The organism is Enterobacter cloacae complex sp. IR5458, assembly GCF_049238025.1.
Taxonomy (GTDB): Bacteria; Pseudomonadota; Gammaproteobacteria; order Enterobacterales; family Enterobacteriaceae; genus Enterobacter; species Enterobacter kobei.
On sequence record NZ_JBMKIF010000010.1, the window covers coordinates 95,470 to 111,209 of the forward strand.

14 protein-coding genes and 4 tRNA genes are annotated in these 15,740 nt (G+C 55.0%); 2 read left to right on the plus strand and 16 right to left on the minus strand.

Annotated elements, in window-relative coordinates:
• Nucleotides 1-56: 56 nt before the first annotated feature.
• From ACOTYN_RS10860 to nnr, 11 genes are all read right to left on the minus strand, one after another.
• Nucleotides 57-1,355 carry an adenylosuccinate synthase gene (locus ACOTYN_RS10860; RefSeq protein WP_006178975.1) on the minus strand — a complete coding sequence of 433 codons (1,299 nt, stop codon included), beginning with the start codon at nucleotides 1,353-1,355 and terminating at the stop codon, nucleotides 57-59.
• Nucleotides 1,356-1,459: 104 nt separating this feature from the next.
• Nucleotides 1,460-1,657, minus strand: coding sequence for a DUF2065 domain-containing protein (locus tag ACOTYN_RS10865; RefSeq protein WP_003855996.1), 198 nt, complete (start codon nucleotides 1,655-1,657; stop codon nucleotides 1,460-1,462).
• Between the two features lie 71 nt (nucleotides 1,658-1,728).
• Nucleotides 1,729-2,733 (minus strand): protease modulator HflC, encoded by a 1,005-nt coding sequence (gene hflC / locus ACOTYN_RS10870; protein ID WP_013095290.1) that lies wholly within the window; start codon nucleotides 2,731-2,733, stop codon nucleotides 1,729-1,731.
• 2 nt (nucleotides 2,734-2,735) lie between these two features.
• Complete coding sequence (gene hflK / locus ACOTYN_RS10875; RefSeq protein WP_180262165.1) at nucleotides 2,736-3,995, minus strand: FtsH protease activity modulator HflK; 1,260 nt, start codon at nucleotides 3,993-3,995, stop codon at nucleotides 2,736-2,738.
• Between the two features lie 56 nt (nucleotides 3,996-4,051).
• Nucleotides 4,052-5,332, minus strand: a complete 1,281-nt coding sequence (hflX, locus tag ACOTYN_RS10880) for a ribosome rescue GTPase HflX (RefSeq protein WP_023331851.1) — start codon at nucleotides 5,330-5,332, stop codon at nucleotides 4,052-4,054.
• A gap of 73 nt (nucleotides 5,333-5,405) precedes the next feature.
• On the minus strand, nucleotides 5,406-5,717 hold the full coding sequence (gene hfq / locus ACOTYN_RS10885; protein WP_008502919.1) for an RNA chaperone Hfq: 312 nt from the start codon (nucleotides 5,715-5,717) through the stop codon (nucleotides 5,406-5,408).
• 85 nt (nucleotides 5,718-5,802) lie between these two features.
• On the minus strand, nucleotides 5,803-6,753 hold the full coding sequence (gene miaA, locus ACOTYN_RS10890; RefSeq protein ID WP_332957761.1) for a tRNA (adenosine(37)-N6)-dimethylallyltransferase MiaA: 951 nt from the start codon (nucleotides 6,751-6,753) through the stop codon (nucleotides 5,803-5,805).
• Nucleotides 6,746-8,590 (minus strand): DNA mismatch repair endonuclease MutL, encoded by a 1,845-nt coding sequence (gene mutL / locus ACOTYN_RS10895; RefSeq protein ID WP_014882226.1) that lies wholly within the window; start codon nucleotides 8,588-8,590, stop codon nucleotides 6,746-6,748. Before mutL ends, miaA begins: the two co-directional genes overlap by 8 nt.
• A 9-nt stretch (nucleotides 8,591-8,599) precedes the next feature.
• Nucleotides 8,600-9,937 (minus strand): N-acetylmuramoyl-L-alanine amidase AmiB, encoded by a 1,338-nt coding sequence (amiB, locus tag ACOTYN_RS10900; RefSeq protein ID WP_045134425.1) that lies wholly within the window; start codon nucleotides 9,935-9,937, stop codon nucleotides 8,600-8,602.
• A gap of 16 nt (nucleotides 9,938-9,953) precedes the next feature.
• Entirely contained in the window at nucleotides 9,954-10,415 is a 462-nt protein-coding gene (gene tsaE / locus ACOTYN_RS10905) for a tRNA (adenosine(37)-N6)-threonylcarbamoyltransferase complex ATPase subunit type 1 TsaE (protein WP_332957764.1), read from the minus strand.
• Entirely contained in the window at nucleotides 10,408-11,931 is a 1,524-nt protein-coding gene (gene nnr, locus ACOTYN_RS10910) for a bifunctional ADP-dependent NAD(P)H-hydrate dehydratase/NAD(P)H-hydrate epimerase (RefSeq protein WP_332957767.1), read from the minus strand. Before nnr ends, tsaE begins: the two co-directional genes overlap by 8 nt.
• Between nnr and queG the strand changes: the two genes are divergently transcribed.
• Nucleotides 11,930-13,069, plus strand: a complete 1,140-nt coding sequence (gene queG / locus ACOTYN_RS10915; protein ID WP_193970424.1) for a tRNA epoxyqueuosine(34) reductase QueG — start codon at nucleotides 11,930-11,932, stop codon at nucleotides 13,067-13,069. The two genes, nnr and queG, sit on opposite strands and share 2 nt — an antisense overlap.
• Before the next feature lie 270 nt (nucleotides 13,070-13,339).
• Here the strand turns inward: queG and ACOTYN_RS10920 are convergent.
• From ACOTYN_RS10920 to orn, 5 genes are all read right to left on the minus strand, one after another.
• Nucleotides 13,340-13,415 (minus strand) — tRNA-Gly (locus ACOTYN_RS10920).
• Nucleotides 13,416-13,451: 36 nt separating this feature from the next.
• Nucleotides 13,452-13,527 (minus strand) — tRNA-Gly (locus tag ACOTYN_RS10925).
• A 36-nt stretch (nucleotides 13,528-13,563) separates the two neighbouring features.
• Nucleotides 13,564-13,639: transfer RNA gene (locus tag ACOTYN_RS10930), tRNA-Gly, on the minus strand.
• Nucleotides 13,640-13,676: 37 nt separating this feature from the next.
• Nucleotides 13,677-13,752, minus strand: a tRNA-Gly gene (locus tag ACOTYN_RS10935).
• A 196-nt stretch (nucleotides 13,753-13,948) separates the two neighbouring features.
• On the minus strand, nucleotides 13,949-14,494 hold the full coding sequence (orn, locus tag ACOTYN_RS10940; RefSeq protein ID WP_201404760.1) for an oligoribonuclease: 546 nt from the start codon (nucleotides 14,492-14,494) through the stop codon (nucleotides 13,949-13,951).
• 107 nt (nucleotides 14,495-14,601) lie between these two features.
• On the opposite strand from orn, the gene rsgA reads away from it, so the two are divergent.
• Complete coding sequence (gene rsgA / locus ACOTYN_RS10945) at nucleotides 14,602-15,654, plus strand: small ribosomal subunit biogenesis GTPase RsgA (RefSeq protein ID WP_014882220.1); 1,053 nt, start codon at nucleotides 14,602-14,604, stop codon at nucleotides 15,652-15,654.
• Nucleotides 15,655-15,740: the final 86 nt, after the last annotated feature.

Sequence of the window (15,740 nt, forward strand, 5' to 3'; positions counted from 1 at the left end):
ATGGCGCTACGCTTATCCGGCCTACGAGTTTCCCCGCAGGCCAGCATTCACGAAGATTATGCGTCGAACGGGTCGCGCAGGATCATCGTTTCAGTACGATCCGGGCCGGTAGAAATAATATCGATCGGCACTTCGGTCAGTTCTTCAATACGCTTGATGTAATCCAGCGCCGCCTGTGGCAGGCCACTACGCTCTTTCACACCGAAAGTGGTCTCAGACCAGCCCGGCATGGTTTCGTAAATTGGCTCAATGCCTTCCCAGTCATCAGCGGCCAGCGGAGTCGTGGTCACTTCACGGCCGTCTGGCATACGGTAGCCGACGCAGATTTTCACTTCTTTCAGGCCGTCCAGCACGTCCAGCTTGGTCAGGCAGAAGCCAGACAGGGAGTTGATCTGCACGGCACGACGTACAGCAACCGCGTCCAGCCAGCCGGTACGACGACGACGACCGGTGGTCGCGCCAAACTCGTTACCCTGCTTGCAGAGGAACTCGCCGGTTTCATCAAACAGCTCGGTCGGGAATGGACCTGCCCCCACACGCGTGGAGTAAGCTTTGATGATGCCCAGAACGTAATCCACATAACGTGGACCCAGGCCAGAGCCGGTCGCCACGCCACCTGCGGTGGTGTTAGAAGAGGTTACGTACGGATAGGTACCGTGGTCGATGTCCAGCAGCGTACCCTGCGCACCTTCGAACATGACGAAATCGCCACGCTTGCGCGCCTGGTCCAGCAGATCGGACACATCAACAACCATACCGGTCAGAATGTCTGCAATCGCCATGACGTCATCCAGCACTTTCTGGTAGTCAACAGCGTCAGCTTTGTAGAAGTTCACCAGCTGGAAGTTGTGATATTCCATCACTTCTTTCAGTTTTTCAGCGAAGGTGGCTTTGTCGAAGAGATCGCCCACGCGCAGACCGCGACGTGCCACTTTATCTTCATAAGCCGGGCCGATACCACGACCGGTGGTACCGATCGCTTTCGCACCACGTGCTTTCTCACGCGCGACGTCCAAAGCCACGTGATAATCCAGGATCAGCGGGCAGGCTTCGGAGAGCAGCAGACGCTCACGAACAGGGATACCACGGTCTTCCAGACCCTTCATCTCTTTCATCAGCGCAGCGGGAGACAGCACAACGCCGTTACCGATGATGCTGGTGACGTTTTCGCGAAGAATGCCTGATGGAATAAGATGGAGGACGGTTTTTTCACCGTTGATTACGAGAGTATGGCCTGCGTTGTGACCGCCTTGGTAGCGTACAACATATTTAGCCCGTTCAGTCAGAAGATCAACAATCTTCCCTTTACCTTCGTCACCCCATTGGGTGCCCAGTACGACGACGTTGTTACCCATTTTTTTCAAAATCACCGTTTGCTTAAAAATGGATTCTACCATCGCTTTTTCAGATATACAGCACTTTTTGACCTCAAAATACGCCAAATCCGACCACTTTTTGATCAGCCAATCGTTTTCCTCAACATGTAGTAGATCACGATGCCAGCAACCACAAGTCCACCGCCGAAACGGCGCAAAATATTATCCGGAAGTTGGCTCATGGTCGCGATCATGCGGCGCCAGGCACGCGGATAAAGCATCGGTCCCAGGCCTTCCAGCACTAACACCAGGGCCAGCGCCAGCCAAATGGTTGAATTCATTTTTATTCCTTATAAAAGAAAACCACCGCTCCGGAGGGAGCGGTGGTTTGAATACTCAAACGTGCCAGAGTTTATCGTGTTGCGTTAGTCGGCGTCTTCATATAACGGAAGAAATCGCTGTCCGGGCTGAGCACCATCACATCCTGGTTGCTCTGGAAGCTATTCTCGTAAGCACGCAGGCTACGGATAAAGGCGTAGAAGTCGGGATCCTGGCTGAAGGCATCTGCGAACAGCTTCGCCGCTTCCGCATCACCTTCACCGCGCAGAATACGGCCCTGACGTTCAGATTCCGCCAACGTCTTGGTAACTTCGTAGTCCGCTGCCGCACGCAGCTTCTCAGCCTCTTCCTGGCCTTGTGAACGGTGGCGACGGGCTACCGCTTCACGCTCGGCGCGCATACGGTTATAGATCGCTTCGGACACTTCAGCTGGCAGGTTGATCTGCTTGATACGCACGTCAACCACTTCGATACCCAGCGCAGCCATACTGTTCGGGTTGATCACCGGCACTTTACCGTTGGTTTCAGCCTGAACGCGTTCAGCTGCTTTCGCAATCGCGTCATCCGCTGCTGGCGTTTCCACTTCGTCTTCCGTGCCCGCTGTACCGGAATTCAGCGCATCGCGCACTTCCAGGGTCAGACGACCGCGGGAGTCGGTCACGATATCTTTTACATCCAGACGACCAATTTCAGAACGCAGACGGTCAGAGAACTTACGTTTCAGCAGCACTTCCGCCTGAGAAACGTCGCCACCCCCGGTTGCCAGGAAGTAACGGCTGAAATCGCTGATGCGCCATTTGATGTAGGAATCAACGATCAGGTCTTTCTTCTCTTTGGTCACGAAACGGTCAGCCTGGTTATCCATAGTCTGGATACGCGCATCCAGCGTTTTCACTGACTGAATGAACGGCACCTTGAAGTGCAGGCCCGGTTCGTAAATCACCGGACGTTTGTCACTGTCACGCACGACGCTGCTGAACTGGAACTTGATCCCACGCTCGCCCTCTTTCACCACAAAGATCGAGGTATACAGCACGACCAGTACGATGACGATGATCGCAATAACTGACTTACGCATCCTTATTCCCCCTGACGCTGGTAGTCGTTACGCTGCGCGTTAGCACGGCGTTGGTCCATAATGTCACCATCGTTCGAAGAAGGCGTTGTGTTCGCGCTGGCGCTGCCCGATGACGCTGGCGGCAGACGCAGCAGGTTGTTCGCTCCGCTGGTGTCTTTCGCGGCCGGTGCAGAACCGCCCTTCAGCATCTGATCCAGCGGCAGCACCATCAGGTTTCCACCTTTGCTGTCGTTAACCAACACTTTGCGGGTATGGCTCAGCACTTTTTCCATGGTCTCGATATAGAGACGCTCACGGGTAATTTCTGGCGCTGCTTTATATTCCGGCAGAATCTTCGCGAAGCGAGCCACTTCACCCTGTGCTTCCAGGATGGTCTGCGTCTTATACGCGCGTGCTTCTTCCAGAATACGCTGCGCCTGACCGTTAGCACGTGGCTGAACTTCGTTGGTGTACGCTTCCGCTTCACGGATGTACTGCTGTTCGTTTTCACGGGCAGCAATTGCATCATCAAATGCGGCCTTCACCTCTTCCGGCGGACGAGCAGCCTGGAAGTTAACGTCCAGCAGGGTGATACCCATGTTGTACGGACGAATGGTCTCCTCCAGCTCGCGCTGGGTATCGCTACGAATAACGGTACGACCTTCGGTGAGAATGCGGTCCATGGTGTATTTACCAATCACACCACGCAGGGCGCTGTCAGTCGCCTGACGCAGGCTGTCATCGGCGCTGGTTACGCTAAACAGATAACGTTCAGGATCGGTCACGCGGTACTGGACGTTCATCTCAACGCGCACCACGTTCTCATCAGACGTCAGCATCACGCCAGAGGCGGCCAGTTCACGGACGGACTCCACGTTTACCGCTGTCACGTCGTCAATGAAGGTCGGCTTCCAGTTCAGGCCCGGCTCAACCAGATGGCTGAACTTACCGAAACGGGTGACCACGCCGCGTTCTGCTTCTTTAATGGTGTAGAACCCGCTGGCTGCCCAGATGATTACCACCGCAGCGGCCACAATGCCCACTACGCGGCCACCCATTGGCGGGCGCGAACTCTGAGTGGAATTACCCCCTGAGCCAGAACCTTTTCCTCCGCCCAGGCCACCAAGCTTTTTGCTCAGCTTGCGGAAGATATCATCCAGATCCGGCGGCCCCTGCTCGCGACCACCTTTGTTGCCATTTCCCCCAGAGTTGCCGCCTTGATTATTGCTGCTTCCCCACGGGTCGCGGTCTTGTCCGTTATTACCGGGCTGATTCCACGCCATGTATATGCTCCATATTTGTTATGCAAGGGCGAATTTTTCAGGCTTCCCCTTTCTGATCAGACGATATAGTCCGCCAGCGCAGGTTCTTGTTTACAGAGGCGACGCCAGTCAACGATCGGCATACGCACCTGCATCCCCACGCTGCCGTCATCCTCCATCCACTCTTTTTCTATCGCCTGAAGCTGATAAAACCGGCTGCGCAGCCTGCCTTCCTGTGGCGGCAGGCGCAGCGTGTGCTGCGCTACCTCACCGGAAAGACGTTCTGTCAAAGCCTGGAAAAGCAGTGGCACACCAATACCGGCCTGAGCAGAAAGCCAGACCCGAATCGGTTTGTTCTCTTCATCTCGGTCGATACGCGGTTCGAAATCCTCCAGCATATCGATCTTGTTCATCACCAACAGCGTGGGAATTTCGTGGGCATCAATCTCTTCCAGCACCACGTTCACCGCGTCGATGTTCTCCTGCACGCGTACGTCAGCCGCATCAATCACGTGCAGCAGCAGGGTCGCCTGTCGCGTCTCCTGCAACGTCGCTTTAAACGCCGCCACCAGATCGTGTGGCAAATGGCGGATAAACCCTACGGTATCCGCCAGCACCGTTTCACCCACGTCTGCTACGTCAATACGACGCAGCGTAGGGTCCAGGGTCGCAAACAGCTGGTCTGCGGCATAAACCTGGGCCTCGGTTATCTGGTTAAACAGGGTGGATTTACCGGCGTTGGTATAACCCACCAGCGACACGGTCGGGATGTCAGCTTTGGTTCGCGCCCGACGCCCCTGTTCACGCTGTTTCTCTACACGTTCCAGACGCGAGAGGATCTGGGTAATACGGCCACGCAGTAAACGACGGTCGGTTTCGAGCTGGGTTTCACCCGGACCGCGCAAACCGATCCCGCCTTTTTGTCTTTCAAGGTGGGTCCAGCCACGCACCAGACGCGTCGCCAGATGGCGCAGCTGTGCAAGCTCAACCTGCAATTTCCCTTCATGGGTACGTGCACGCTGAGCAAAAATGTCTAAAATCAATCCCGTGCGGTCGATCACACGGCATTCGCAGAGAGCTTCCAGGTTGCGCTCCTGGGCTGGAGACAGCGCATGATCAAACAACACGACTGACGCGCCGGTTGCTTTTACGGCATCCGCAATTTCTACTGCTTTACCTTCACCAACAAAATACTTTGGGTGCGGCGCTTTACGGCTACCGGTAATCACCTGCATTGCTTCGACACCGGCGGAAGAGACCAGAGATTCAAACTCCTGGAGATCTTCCATATCTTTGTCTTGCGAAAAATAGATGTGTACCAGCACCGCCTGCTCACCGGCATCATAACGGTCAAACAAGCGTAAACCTCTCTAAAAAGATCAGCGGGGAACGCAGGATCCCTGGCTCCCCGTGTGGATAACAGCTGAAACCTTATTCGGTTTCGTCGCTGTCCTGCGCTGGCGTTGAAGAACCCTGCGCGTTGCTGCCATGATGGTAGTTACTGCCAGTGCCGCCGCCAGCGTTATTGCTGTGATGAGAGACTGGACGGGACGGAACAACAGTAGAGATAGCGTGCTTGTAGACCATCTGACTGACCGTGTTTTTCAACAGGATCACAAACTGATCGAAAGACTCAATCTGACCTTGCAGCTTAATACCATTCACCAAATAAATAGAAACTGGAACACGTTCCCGACGCAATGCGTTCAGGAACGGATCTTGTAAAGATTGCCCCTTAGCCATTCTATCTTTTCCTTATATGCTTGTTTTGTACTTAGAACCTTGCGATTCTGAAAAATTGCGCACGATACGTCTCAATTGTACACATTCAGTGGGCGATATCACCAACAACCTCAATCACCTCGTTTAACGCCTGTTGCGGTTTTTCACTGTCTAACCAGTGAACTCCCTCCCAACCGCGCAACCAGGTGATCTGGCGCTTCGCTAACTGTCTCGTGGCGCAAACACCTCGATAAACCATTTCATCGTATGAAATCTCACCTTCAAGATACGACCACATCTGGCGGTATCCCACACAACGAACGGAAGGCATATCCGTATGCAAATCTCCACGGGCAAATAGCGCCCGCACTTCTGCTTCAAAATCTGAAGCTAACATCTGATGAAAACGCTGCTCAATTCGTTGATGGAGCAGTTCACGGCTCGCCGGGGCGATGGCGAACTGATGCACCTGATACGGCAGAGCGTCTCCTGACGTTTGCGTCAGTTCCGTTAAAGTTTTACCCGAAATGAAAAAAACTTCCAGTGCCCGGGAAAGCCTTTGCGGATCATTTGGATGGATTCGCGCTGCCGCAACCGGGTCAATCTCTGCCAGTTGCTTATGCAACACGTCCCATCCCTGCTCTGCCGCCTGTTGCTCAATCTTTGCTCTCACGTCAGGATCTGCGGAAGGTAAAGGTGATAATCCTTCCAGCAGCGCCTTAAAGTAGAGCATGGTGCCGCCAACCAACAGCGGTATACGTCCCACCGCCGTGATCTCGGCCATCTCGGCTAAGGCATCCCGGCGGAAATCCGCTGCGGAGTAAGCCTCTGCCGGGTCGAGAATATCCAGCAAACGGTGCGGTGCCGCACGCAGTTCTTCTGCGCCAGGCTTCGCCGTACCAATGTCCATCCCCCGATAGATGAGGGCGGAATCAACGCTAATCAACTCTACAGGCAAAACTTTGCGTAACTCAATGGCTAACGCCGTTTTGCCGGAGGCCGTTGGGCCCATTAAAAAAATTGCCTTTGGCAGGCTCGCCTTACTTACGTCAGTCATGTTTCAGGGCGGTCATCGCCGTTTTCAAATCAACAGGTTGTAATAACCCACCCGGCGGCGCTTTCACCAGCTGTGGACAGAGGCGTTCGACCTCCGCCAGCACGGTAATCGCCTGCGCCATACTCCACGGTGTATGTTCGCTGGCCAGATGGCGAGCGATCCACTGCGCGGTGTTGGCGGCCTCAAACGATGTTTGCTGCGCCAGGTAGCCTATCAGTTCAGGAATCAAGTTTTGTAAATTTTGTTGGCGTAAGGGTAAAGGCACTGCGCGAATTGTCACATGTTGTGGTTCGAGCACCATTTCAATGCCCATTTGCGCCAGTAGGGCCTCTGTACGCTGCAATACCCGTGTTTCTTCAGCGGATATTTTCAGACGAACCGGGATCAATAACGGCTGCGCACAGGCCGCATTTTCCCCAGGCGTCAGTTGCGCCTGTTTGAGCCAGCGTTCGGCAACCGGTAAAGCCAGAAGCTGCAATTTGCCGTCGCGTTCTAGCAATGCCATATCCGGTGCGATAATCGTCAGCACTCGCCCGAAACTCTGGCTGTGCCCTTCAAGGGACGGTGTCGCCACTGCAACGTGATCTTTGCGCTCAACAGCAGGCGTTTCCAGCAACTTACGGTACAACGCCCCCTGCTGCTTTTGATAGCCGGGTTGAGCGTTCGGATAGTTTGCTCCCGTCGGACGCGTCGTGCTTGCACCGGTTGAGAATCGAGGCGTTTCTGGCTCTCGCGCGACAGCGGGCTGCGCAAAATGGTTGCGGCCCGCAGCGACACGGTTTTCCGGGATGGGACGCGGTGAGGAATCGTCTTTTTCCAGCGGCAATGCAGGCTCAACCTGCTGTTGCAATACGCTCAGCACGCCCTGATAGATAAAATCATGCACCAGACGCGACTGATGGAAGCGCACCTCATGCTTGGCGGGGTGGACGTTAACATCGACCTGATGCGGGTCGATCTCCAGATAAAGCACAAAAGCCGGTTGCTGATCGGCCCCAAGCTTGTCTTCACAGGCCTGACGAATGGCGTGGTTAATGAGGCGGTCGCGCATCATGCGGCCATTCACGTAGCAATACTGAATTTCAGAGAAAGCCGCACTGCTGGCGTTCGGGTCGGCCACCCAGCCACGTAAAGCGAGATCGCCATGCTGCCACTCTATCGCCAGCGCCTGTTCCAGAAATGGCGTTCCGCAGATAGCCCCTAAACGGCGCTCTTTCTGCCCGCCCTCCGCCACCGCGCGATACTGGCGCATCACCTTGCCGTTATGGCTGAGATTAATGGTGACGTCAAAACGCGCCAGCGCGATACGACGAATGATCTCGTCGATATGGCCGAATTCGGTTTTTTCGGTACGCATAAACTTGCGTCGGGCGGGGGTGTTGTAGAACAGATCCAGCACTTCCAGCGTGGTACCGACAGGATGCGCCGCGGGTTTAACCGTCACATCCATGTCGCGCCCTTCGGCGTAAGCCTGCCAGGCTTCCTGCTGTTCAGCGGTACGAGAGGTCAACGTCAGGCGGGAAACCGAGCTAATACTGGCGAGCGCCTCGCCGCGAAAGCCGAGGCTGATTATCGCTTCAAGATCGTCCAGAGAGGCAATTTTACTGGTGGCATGACGCGCCAGCGCCAGCGCCAGCTCGTCTTTTTTTATCCCACAGCCGTTATCGCGAATGCGGATAAGTTTCGCCCCGCCGCGTTCGATATCAATATCAATGCGGGTAGCTCCCGCATCGAGGCTGTTTTCCACCAGTTCCTTCACCACCGATGCAGGACGTTCCACCACCTCACCGGCGGCGATTTGGTTCGCAAGCTGCGGCGGTAGAACCTGAATCGGCATGATGTCTCCTTAGTTGGTCGCGGTCATCCCACCCGGCAGTGAAGCGTTGGCCACCTGGCCTGCTCCGCCCGACGGCGCGGACTGCAGCGGGTGCGCGTCAAAGTATTTACGCAGACCGTTATAAATCGCTTCGGCAATTTGCTGCTGATAGCTGTCGCTTCCCAGCAGGCGCTCTTCGGCGTTGTTGCTGATAAAGCCGGTCTCCACCAGAATTGACGGAATATCCGGCGAACGCAGCACGCCCAGGCTCGCATGTTCCGGGCGACGCTTGTGCAATGCCCCGATGCCCTGCAGCTGATTCAACACGTTAGTGGCGACATCATACCCGACGCGCTGGGAATGACCGAACTGTAAATCCAGTACCGCCTGGCTGAGGTACGGGTCTGACTGACTGTTTGCCAGCACATCACCCGCACCGCCCAGCAGTTCTGACTGTTTCTCATGCTCTTCCAGCCAGTTTGCCATCTCGCTGTTTGCCCGGCGGTTTGACAGCACCCACACAGACGCGCCCGTGGCACTGCGGTTTGGCGCAGCATCCGCATGAATAGAGACCAGGAAATTGGCATTTTGCTTGCGCGCCACGTCCGAGCGCCCCATAACGGAAATAAAATAGTCGCCGTCGCGGGTCAACACGCCTTTAAACATAGGATCGTCATTCAGCAGCGCGCGCAGCTTGCGGGCAATAGCAATTGTGACGTTTTTCTCCCGCGTGCCGCCCGGGCCAATCGCACCCGGATCCTGACCACCGTGTCCGGCATCAATGGCGATAATCACTTTATCACCGCTGACCGCGCGGCGCGCACTGGCCGCCGGACGCGTTACCGTATTGCTGCTGGTTGCTGCGGTAATGCGATCGTTCTGCGATTTAAACGGATTACGCGCGGGTTCCGATGGACGCGGAGTATACACAGGCTCCTCCACGCGTTTCGCGACAACCGGTGGCGGCGGAGGCGGCGGCGGAACGTCGGCATTGATGGTAAAAACTACCGTATAGTTCGCGCCGTTTTGCTGCTTAACCGCTTTCGTTTTGCCCTTTTCGGTGAGATCCACCACCAGGCGCAATGACTGGCTGTCCTGCGGGTTACCCGAGCGGATACTTTTCACCAGGTTGTTACCGCTGAACCGAAGCGGGAGCCCCTGAATCACCCCGGTCTGTTTGATATCCAGCGCCACGCTGTGGCTGTCTGGTTGTGAAAAAGCGTATTCAGGGTCACCCATAAAGCTAAACGTGATCCGGGCCTGGCTTTCGCCGTTCGACACCTGAATATCCGAAAGGCTTGCCGCCCCGGCCTGCGCGCACAGCAGCACCGAAGCAGCCAACAGCCAACCTTTAACGCGATTTTTCATCCCGTCATCCCTACGCTTAACCGGCGAGACGCGCCAGTAAGGAACACCCTGATGAGGAAACCGCACTGATGCGAGCCTCACGCCCTTGTGCCTGGTAATCTATGTGAATTTCGACATCCGGGTCAGGTAACACACCCGCACCTTGTTGCGGCCACTCCACCAGGCAGATGGCATCATTGGCAAAATAATCACGGATCCCCATAAATTCCAGCTCCTCAGGATCCGCAAGGCGATATAAATCAAAGTGGTACACCATGAGATTGTCGAGGGTGTACGGCTCGACGAGCGTGTAGGTTGGGCTTTTCACATTCCCGTTATGCCCTAACGCCTGCAAAAAACCCCGGCTGAAAGTGGTTTTACCCGCCCCCAAATCACCATACAGATAAATGACGGTTGCCCCCTGAGAGGCCTGCGCCACGCGCTTGCCGAGATCTAAAGTGGCTTGTTCATCAGGTAAAGGAATCGCTCGATTAGTCATTTTCTACGTCAATCACATCCGGGTTAACAACACGCCGTAGCGTGCAAAAAAGATCGGTGGCCAGCATACCGCGTGTCCCATATCGCGCCGCCAGTTTATCTGCCGCGACACCGTGGGCTACGCAGCCCGCACAGGCTGCATCATAAAGGGGAAGTTTCTGTCCAAGCAATGCGCCGATGATACCGGAAAGCACGTCGCCCATACCGCCGCTCGCCATGCCCGCATTTCCGGCATCAATAATGCCCAGCGCCTCGTCACTGGCAACGACGGTTCCTGCCCCTTTCAAAACGGCAACACCTCCGTAACGTTTTACCAGACGCTGAGCAGAAAGTAAGCGATCGCTTTCAATTTCTGCGACGCTGCAGTTAAGCAGGCGCGCGGCTTCGCCGGGGTGTGGCGTCAGGATGCGATTGTGACGCTTATCCGGGTTTATTGCCAGAAGGTTAAGCGCGTCGGCATCCCACAGCATCGGTTTACGAAAATTCTCGACTTTTTGCAGGGCCTGTTTACCCCATCCCTGTTGCCCAAGCCCTGGGCCAATGACCACGACATCCGCCCATTCGAGGCTTTCCTCAAGCGTCTGGGGCGTAAGCTCATGCACCATCAGCTCCGGTCGGGCTGTGATTAGCGGTGCAATGTTCTCAATACGAGTGAGAATTCGCACTAAACCAGCACCGCTGCGTAATGCTGCCTCGCCGGTCATGCGAATCGCCCCTGCCGTACCGCGATCGCCACCAATAATCACCAGCCTGCCGTGGTCGCCCTTATGGGATGTCGGACGGCGCGGCGGAAACCACTCAGTCAGCAGCGATGCATCAAAACGGGCGATGCGCATTTCCTGCCCGGCTAGCCAGCCCTCCAGCCCGAGCGCGTTATGGTGTAATACGCCGACCACATCCCGTGCTTTACCGGTTAACAGACCCGGCTTCAAAGCAATGAAGGTCACGGTGTGCGCAGCCTGGATGACGGCGCCAGGCGTCGCGCCGGTTTGCGCGTTCAGGCCTGAAGGGATATCCAGCGCCACTACCGGGGCGCAATGTCTGTTGGCGTGTTCAATCAGCGCGGCAATATTCTCGCGGGGAGCACTGCGCAGCCCGGTACCCAGCAGACCATCAATAATCAGATCGACATCCTCCGGCCAGACAATATCAGGCGCATGAATCACACCGCCGGCATTCAGCCATGCCTCCCGTGCTGCGCTGGCCTCTTCCGGCAGGGGCTTATCACTTTCCAGCGCCAGCAGCGTAACGCGAATACCGGCAGCTACCGCAAGACGGGCAACGACGTAGCCGTCCCCGCCGTTATTGCCGTGTCCGCACAAAATCAGCCAGTGGCTGGATTGCGGCCAGGCGCTGCGGGCAACGGTAAATGCTGCCTCTCCCGCACGCTGCATCAGTTCATAAAGGGTGATCCCGAGGCTGTCTGCAGCCTCTTTTTCGGCGCGCCGGAGGTCATCCGCATGCCAGATGGAATGTGGTATACTTGCGGGGTTTTTCTTCACTGTATGGTCCGTCATGTCACAGCCCCTCGATCTCAATGAGTTAGCGCAAAAAATAAAACAGTGGGGTGCTGAACTTGGCTTCCAGAAGGTGGGTATTACCGACACCGACCTCTCCGCCAGCGAGCCAAAACTGCAGGCCTGGCTGGACAAACAATACCACGGCGAAATGGAGTGGATGGCGCGTCACGGCATGATGCGTGCCCGCCCACACGAGCTTTTACCGGGTACCTTGCGCGTCATCAGCGTGCGCATGAACTATCTGCCTGCCAACGCGGCTTTTGCGCGCACGCTAAAAAATCCCTCTCTGGGTTACGTTAGCCGGTACGCCCTGGGGCGTGATTACCATAAGCTTCTGCGTAACCGTTTAAAAAAACTCGGGGAAACTATTCAGCAGCACTGTGTTTCGCTGAATTTTAGACCCTTTGTTGATTCCGCGCCTATTCTTGAGCGCCCGATCGCTGAAAAAGCCGGGCTTGGCTGGACAGGTAAGCACTCACTTATCCTTAGCCGTGACGCCGGATCGTTCTTCTTCCTTGGCGAATTGCTGATTGATTTACCGTTACCGATAGACGGCCCGGTGGAGGAAGGCTGTGGCCGCTGCGTGGCCTGCATGACCATCTGCCCGACGGGGGCTATCGTTGAGCCTTATACCGTTGATGCCCGTCGCTGCATCTCCTATCTCACTATCGAACTGGAAGGGGCCATTCCGGAGGAGTTTCGACCACTTATCGGCAACCGCATCTACGGCTGCGATGACTGCCAGCTGATCTGCCCGTGGAACCGTTATTCGCAGCTTACGGATGAAGAGGATTTCAGCCCGCGTAAGGCGCTGCATGCGCCACAACTCATCGAACTTTTCGCCTGGAGCGAACCCTGGTTCCTGAAAGTGACGGAAGGCTCGGCCATTCGTCGTATCGGTCATCTGCGCTGGCTGCGTAATGTCGCCGTCGCGCTGGGTAATGCCCCGTGGGATGAAGCGAACATTCAGGCTCTTGAAAGCCGTAGAGGTGAGCACCCACTTCTTGATGAACACATAGAATGGGCGATTGCGCAGCAGATTGAGAAGCGTAATACCTGTGTGGTTGAGGTGCAGCTTCCGAAAAAACAGCGGCTGGTCAGGGTCATCGAAAAAGGACTTACGCGGGATGCGTGAACTATTCACAGCCTGTGTATAAAAATAAAAACTCAAGCGCCATCTGGGCTTGAGAAGAGGTCAAGTGATCTCAATAACATTTTGAAATCAAATTTTCTTCAATTTATACAATCACTTGAAAGGATATTATTCACCCTGCTAACTTTCTGCACAGTCAGGATTAAAGACGAAATCTGTGGATAACTCTGTTCACAAGAGTATTTCAGAAGAAATAGAAAACGTCCCCAACGAATCTTTTCGCTGTGGATAATTTAGATATGAAGAAGAATTTGGAGCGGGAAACGAGACTCGAACTCGCGACCCCGACCTTGGCAAGGTCGTGCTCTACCAACTGAGCTATTCCCGCTTGGGTGGTCCGTGCTCTGAGAGCACTTTCAAATTTTGGAGCGGGAAACGAGACTCGAACTCGCGACCCCGACCTTGGCAAGGTCGTGCTCTACCAACTGAGCTATTCCCGCTTGGGTGGTCCGTGCTCTGAGAGCACTTTCAAATTTTGGAGCGGGAAACGAGACTCGAACTCGCGACCCCGACCTTGGCAAGGTCGTGCTCTACCAACTGAGCTATTCCCGCTTGGGCAGTCTGTGCTGTGAAAGCACTTTTCAAATTTTGGAGCGGGAAACGAGACTCGAACTCGCGACCCCGACCTTGGCAAGGTCGTGCTCTACCAACTGAGCTATTCCCGCAAATCTGTACTGCTTTTGTTGCTGTCGTAACGTGTAATTCTCTGTCGTTACGGGAGGCGCATTATACGAGAAATCCTTTTAGCTGCAACCCCCCTTAAAGCGATTTTTTCGAAATTCAGTTCAAATGCTTATTAAATCGGCAAGCTGAACAATTTAACGACAAAAACCCGGCCACGCAAGGCGCCGGATCTCAAAATCACAGGTTAATAAAGTTTTCGCGGTAGTACGCAAGCTCTGCCACAGACTCACGGATATCGTCCATCGCCTGGTGCGTCCCCTGCTTTTTAAAGCCATCAAGGATTTCAGGTTTCCAGCGGCGCGCCAGCTCTTTCAGGGTACTGACATCCAGATAGCGGTAGTGGAAGTAAGACTCCAGCTCCGGCATGTACTTAAACAGGAAGCGGCGATCCTGGCCAATGCTATTCCCACAGATAGGCGATTTACCTGCCGGAACCCATTGTTTCAGGAACTCAAGCGTCGCCAGTTCTGCCTCGCGATCGCCCAACGTGCTGGCCTTCACGCGATCCACCAGGCCGCTGCCGGTGTGGGTGCGCACGTTCCATTCATCCATCAAAGCCAGCTGATCGTCGGACTGATGCACGGCAATCGTCGGCCCTTCGGCCAGAATATTCAGGTTGGCGTCCGTCACCAGAGTTGCAATCTCAATAATGCGATCGCGCTCGGGATCCAGCCCGGTCATTTCGAGATCGATCCAAATCAGGTTGTTTTCATCCGCGCTCATGTTATTTTCCACCCTTCTCGCATAACCGGCAGTAGCAGGTTAACTAGTATTAATTAGAGTGTATCATAGAGGTTTTGCCCCTTACGGGCGACCAGGAGCCAGCGCGATTGAGTAAAAATAAACTCTCCAAAGGGCAGCAGCGCCGCGTAAACGCCAACCACCAGCGCCGTCTTAAAACCACTTCGGAGAAGCCGGATTATGACGATAACCTGTTTGGTGAAGCGACAGAAGGCGTCGTCATCAGCCGTTTCGGTATGCATGCCGATGTGGAATCCGCCGACGGGGATATTCACCGCTGCAATATCCGTCGCACCATCCGTTCACTGGTTACCGGCGATCGCGTGGTCTGGCGTCCGGGTAAAGAGGCGGCTGAAGGGGTCACGGTTAAAGGTATCGTTGAAGCCGTGCATGAACGCACGTCGGTGCTCACCCGCCCGGATTTCTACGATGGCGTGAAGCCGATTGCCGCCAACATTAACCAGATCGTGATTGTTTCGGCGATTTTACCTGAGCTTTCGCTCAATATTATCGACCGTTACCTTGTCGCCTGCGAAACGCTGCAGGTTGAGCCGATCATTGTATTAAACAAAATCGATCTGCTGGACGACGACGGGATGGCCTTCGTCAATGAGCAGATGGATATCTATCGCAATATTGGCTATCGCGTCCTGATGGTCTCAAGCCATACCAAAGATGGTCTGAAACCGCTGGAAGAGGCGCTCACCGATCGCATCAGCATCTTTGCGGGCCAGTCCGGCGTGGGCAAATCGAGTCTGCTGAACAATTTGCTTGGCCTCCAGCAGGCGATCCTTACCAATGATGTGTCTGATGTCTCGGGTCTTGGCCAGCACACCACCACCGCATCACGCCTGTATCACTTCCCGCACGGGGGCGATGTCATCGACTCCCCGGGCGTGCGCGAGTTCGGTTTGTGGCATCTTGAACCGGAACAAATCTTCAACGGATTTGTCGAATTCCATGATTATTTAGGCGCTTGCAAGTACCGCGACTGTAAACACGATAACGACCCAGGTTGCGCTATCCGTGAAGCGGTCGAAAAAGGTGAGATTGCGGAGACCCGCTTCGAGAATTACCACCGCATTCTTGAGAGCATGGATCAGGTAAAAACGCGTAAAAACTTTTCTGATTCTGACAACTGACAACTAAGCTAAGCATCGCTAAAATCGTCCCCTTTTTTCAGGTTCCGGCGGCTTACCGCCGGATCAGGAACGACAAAACAATGGCC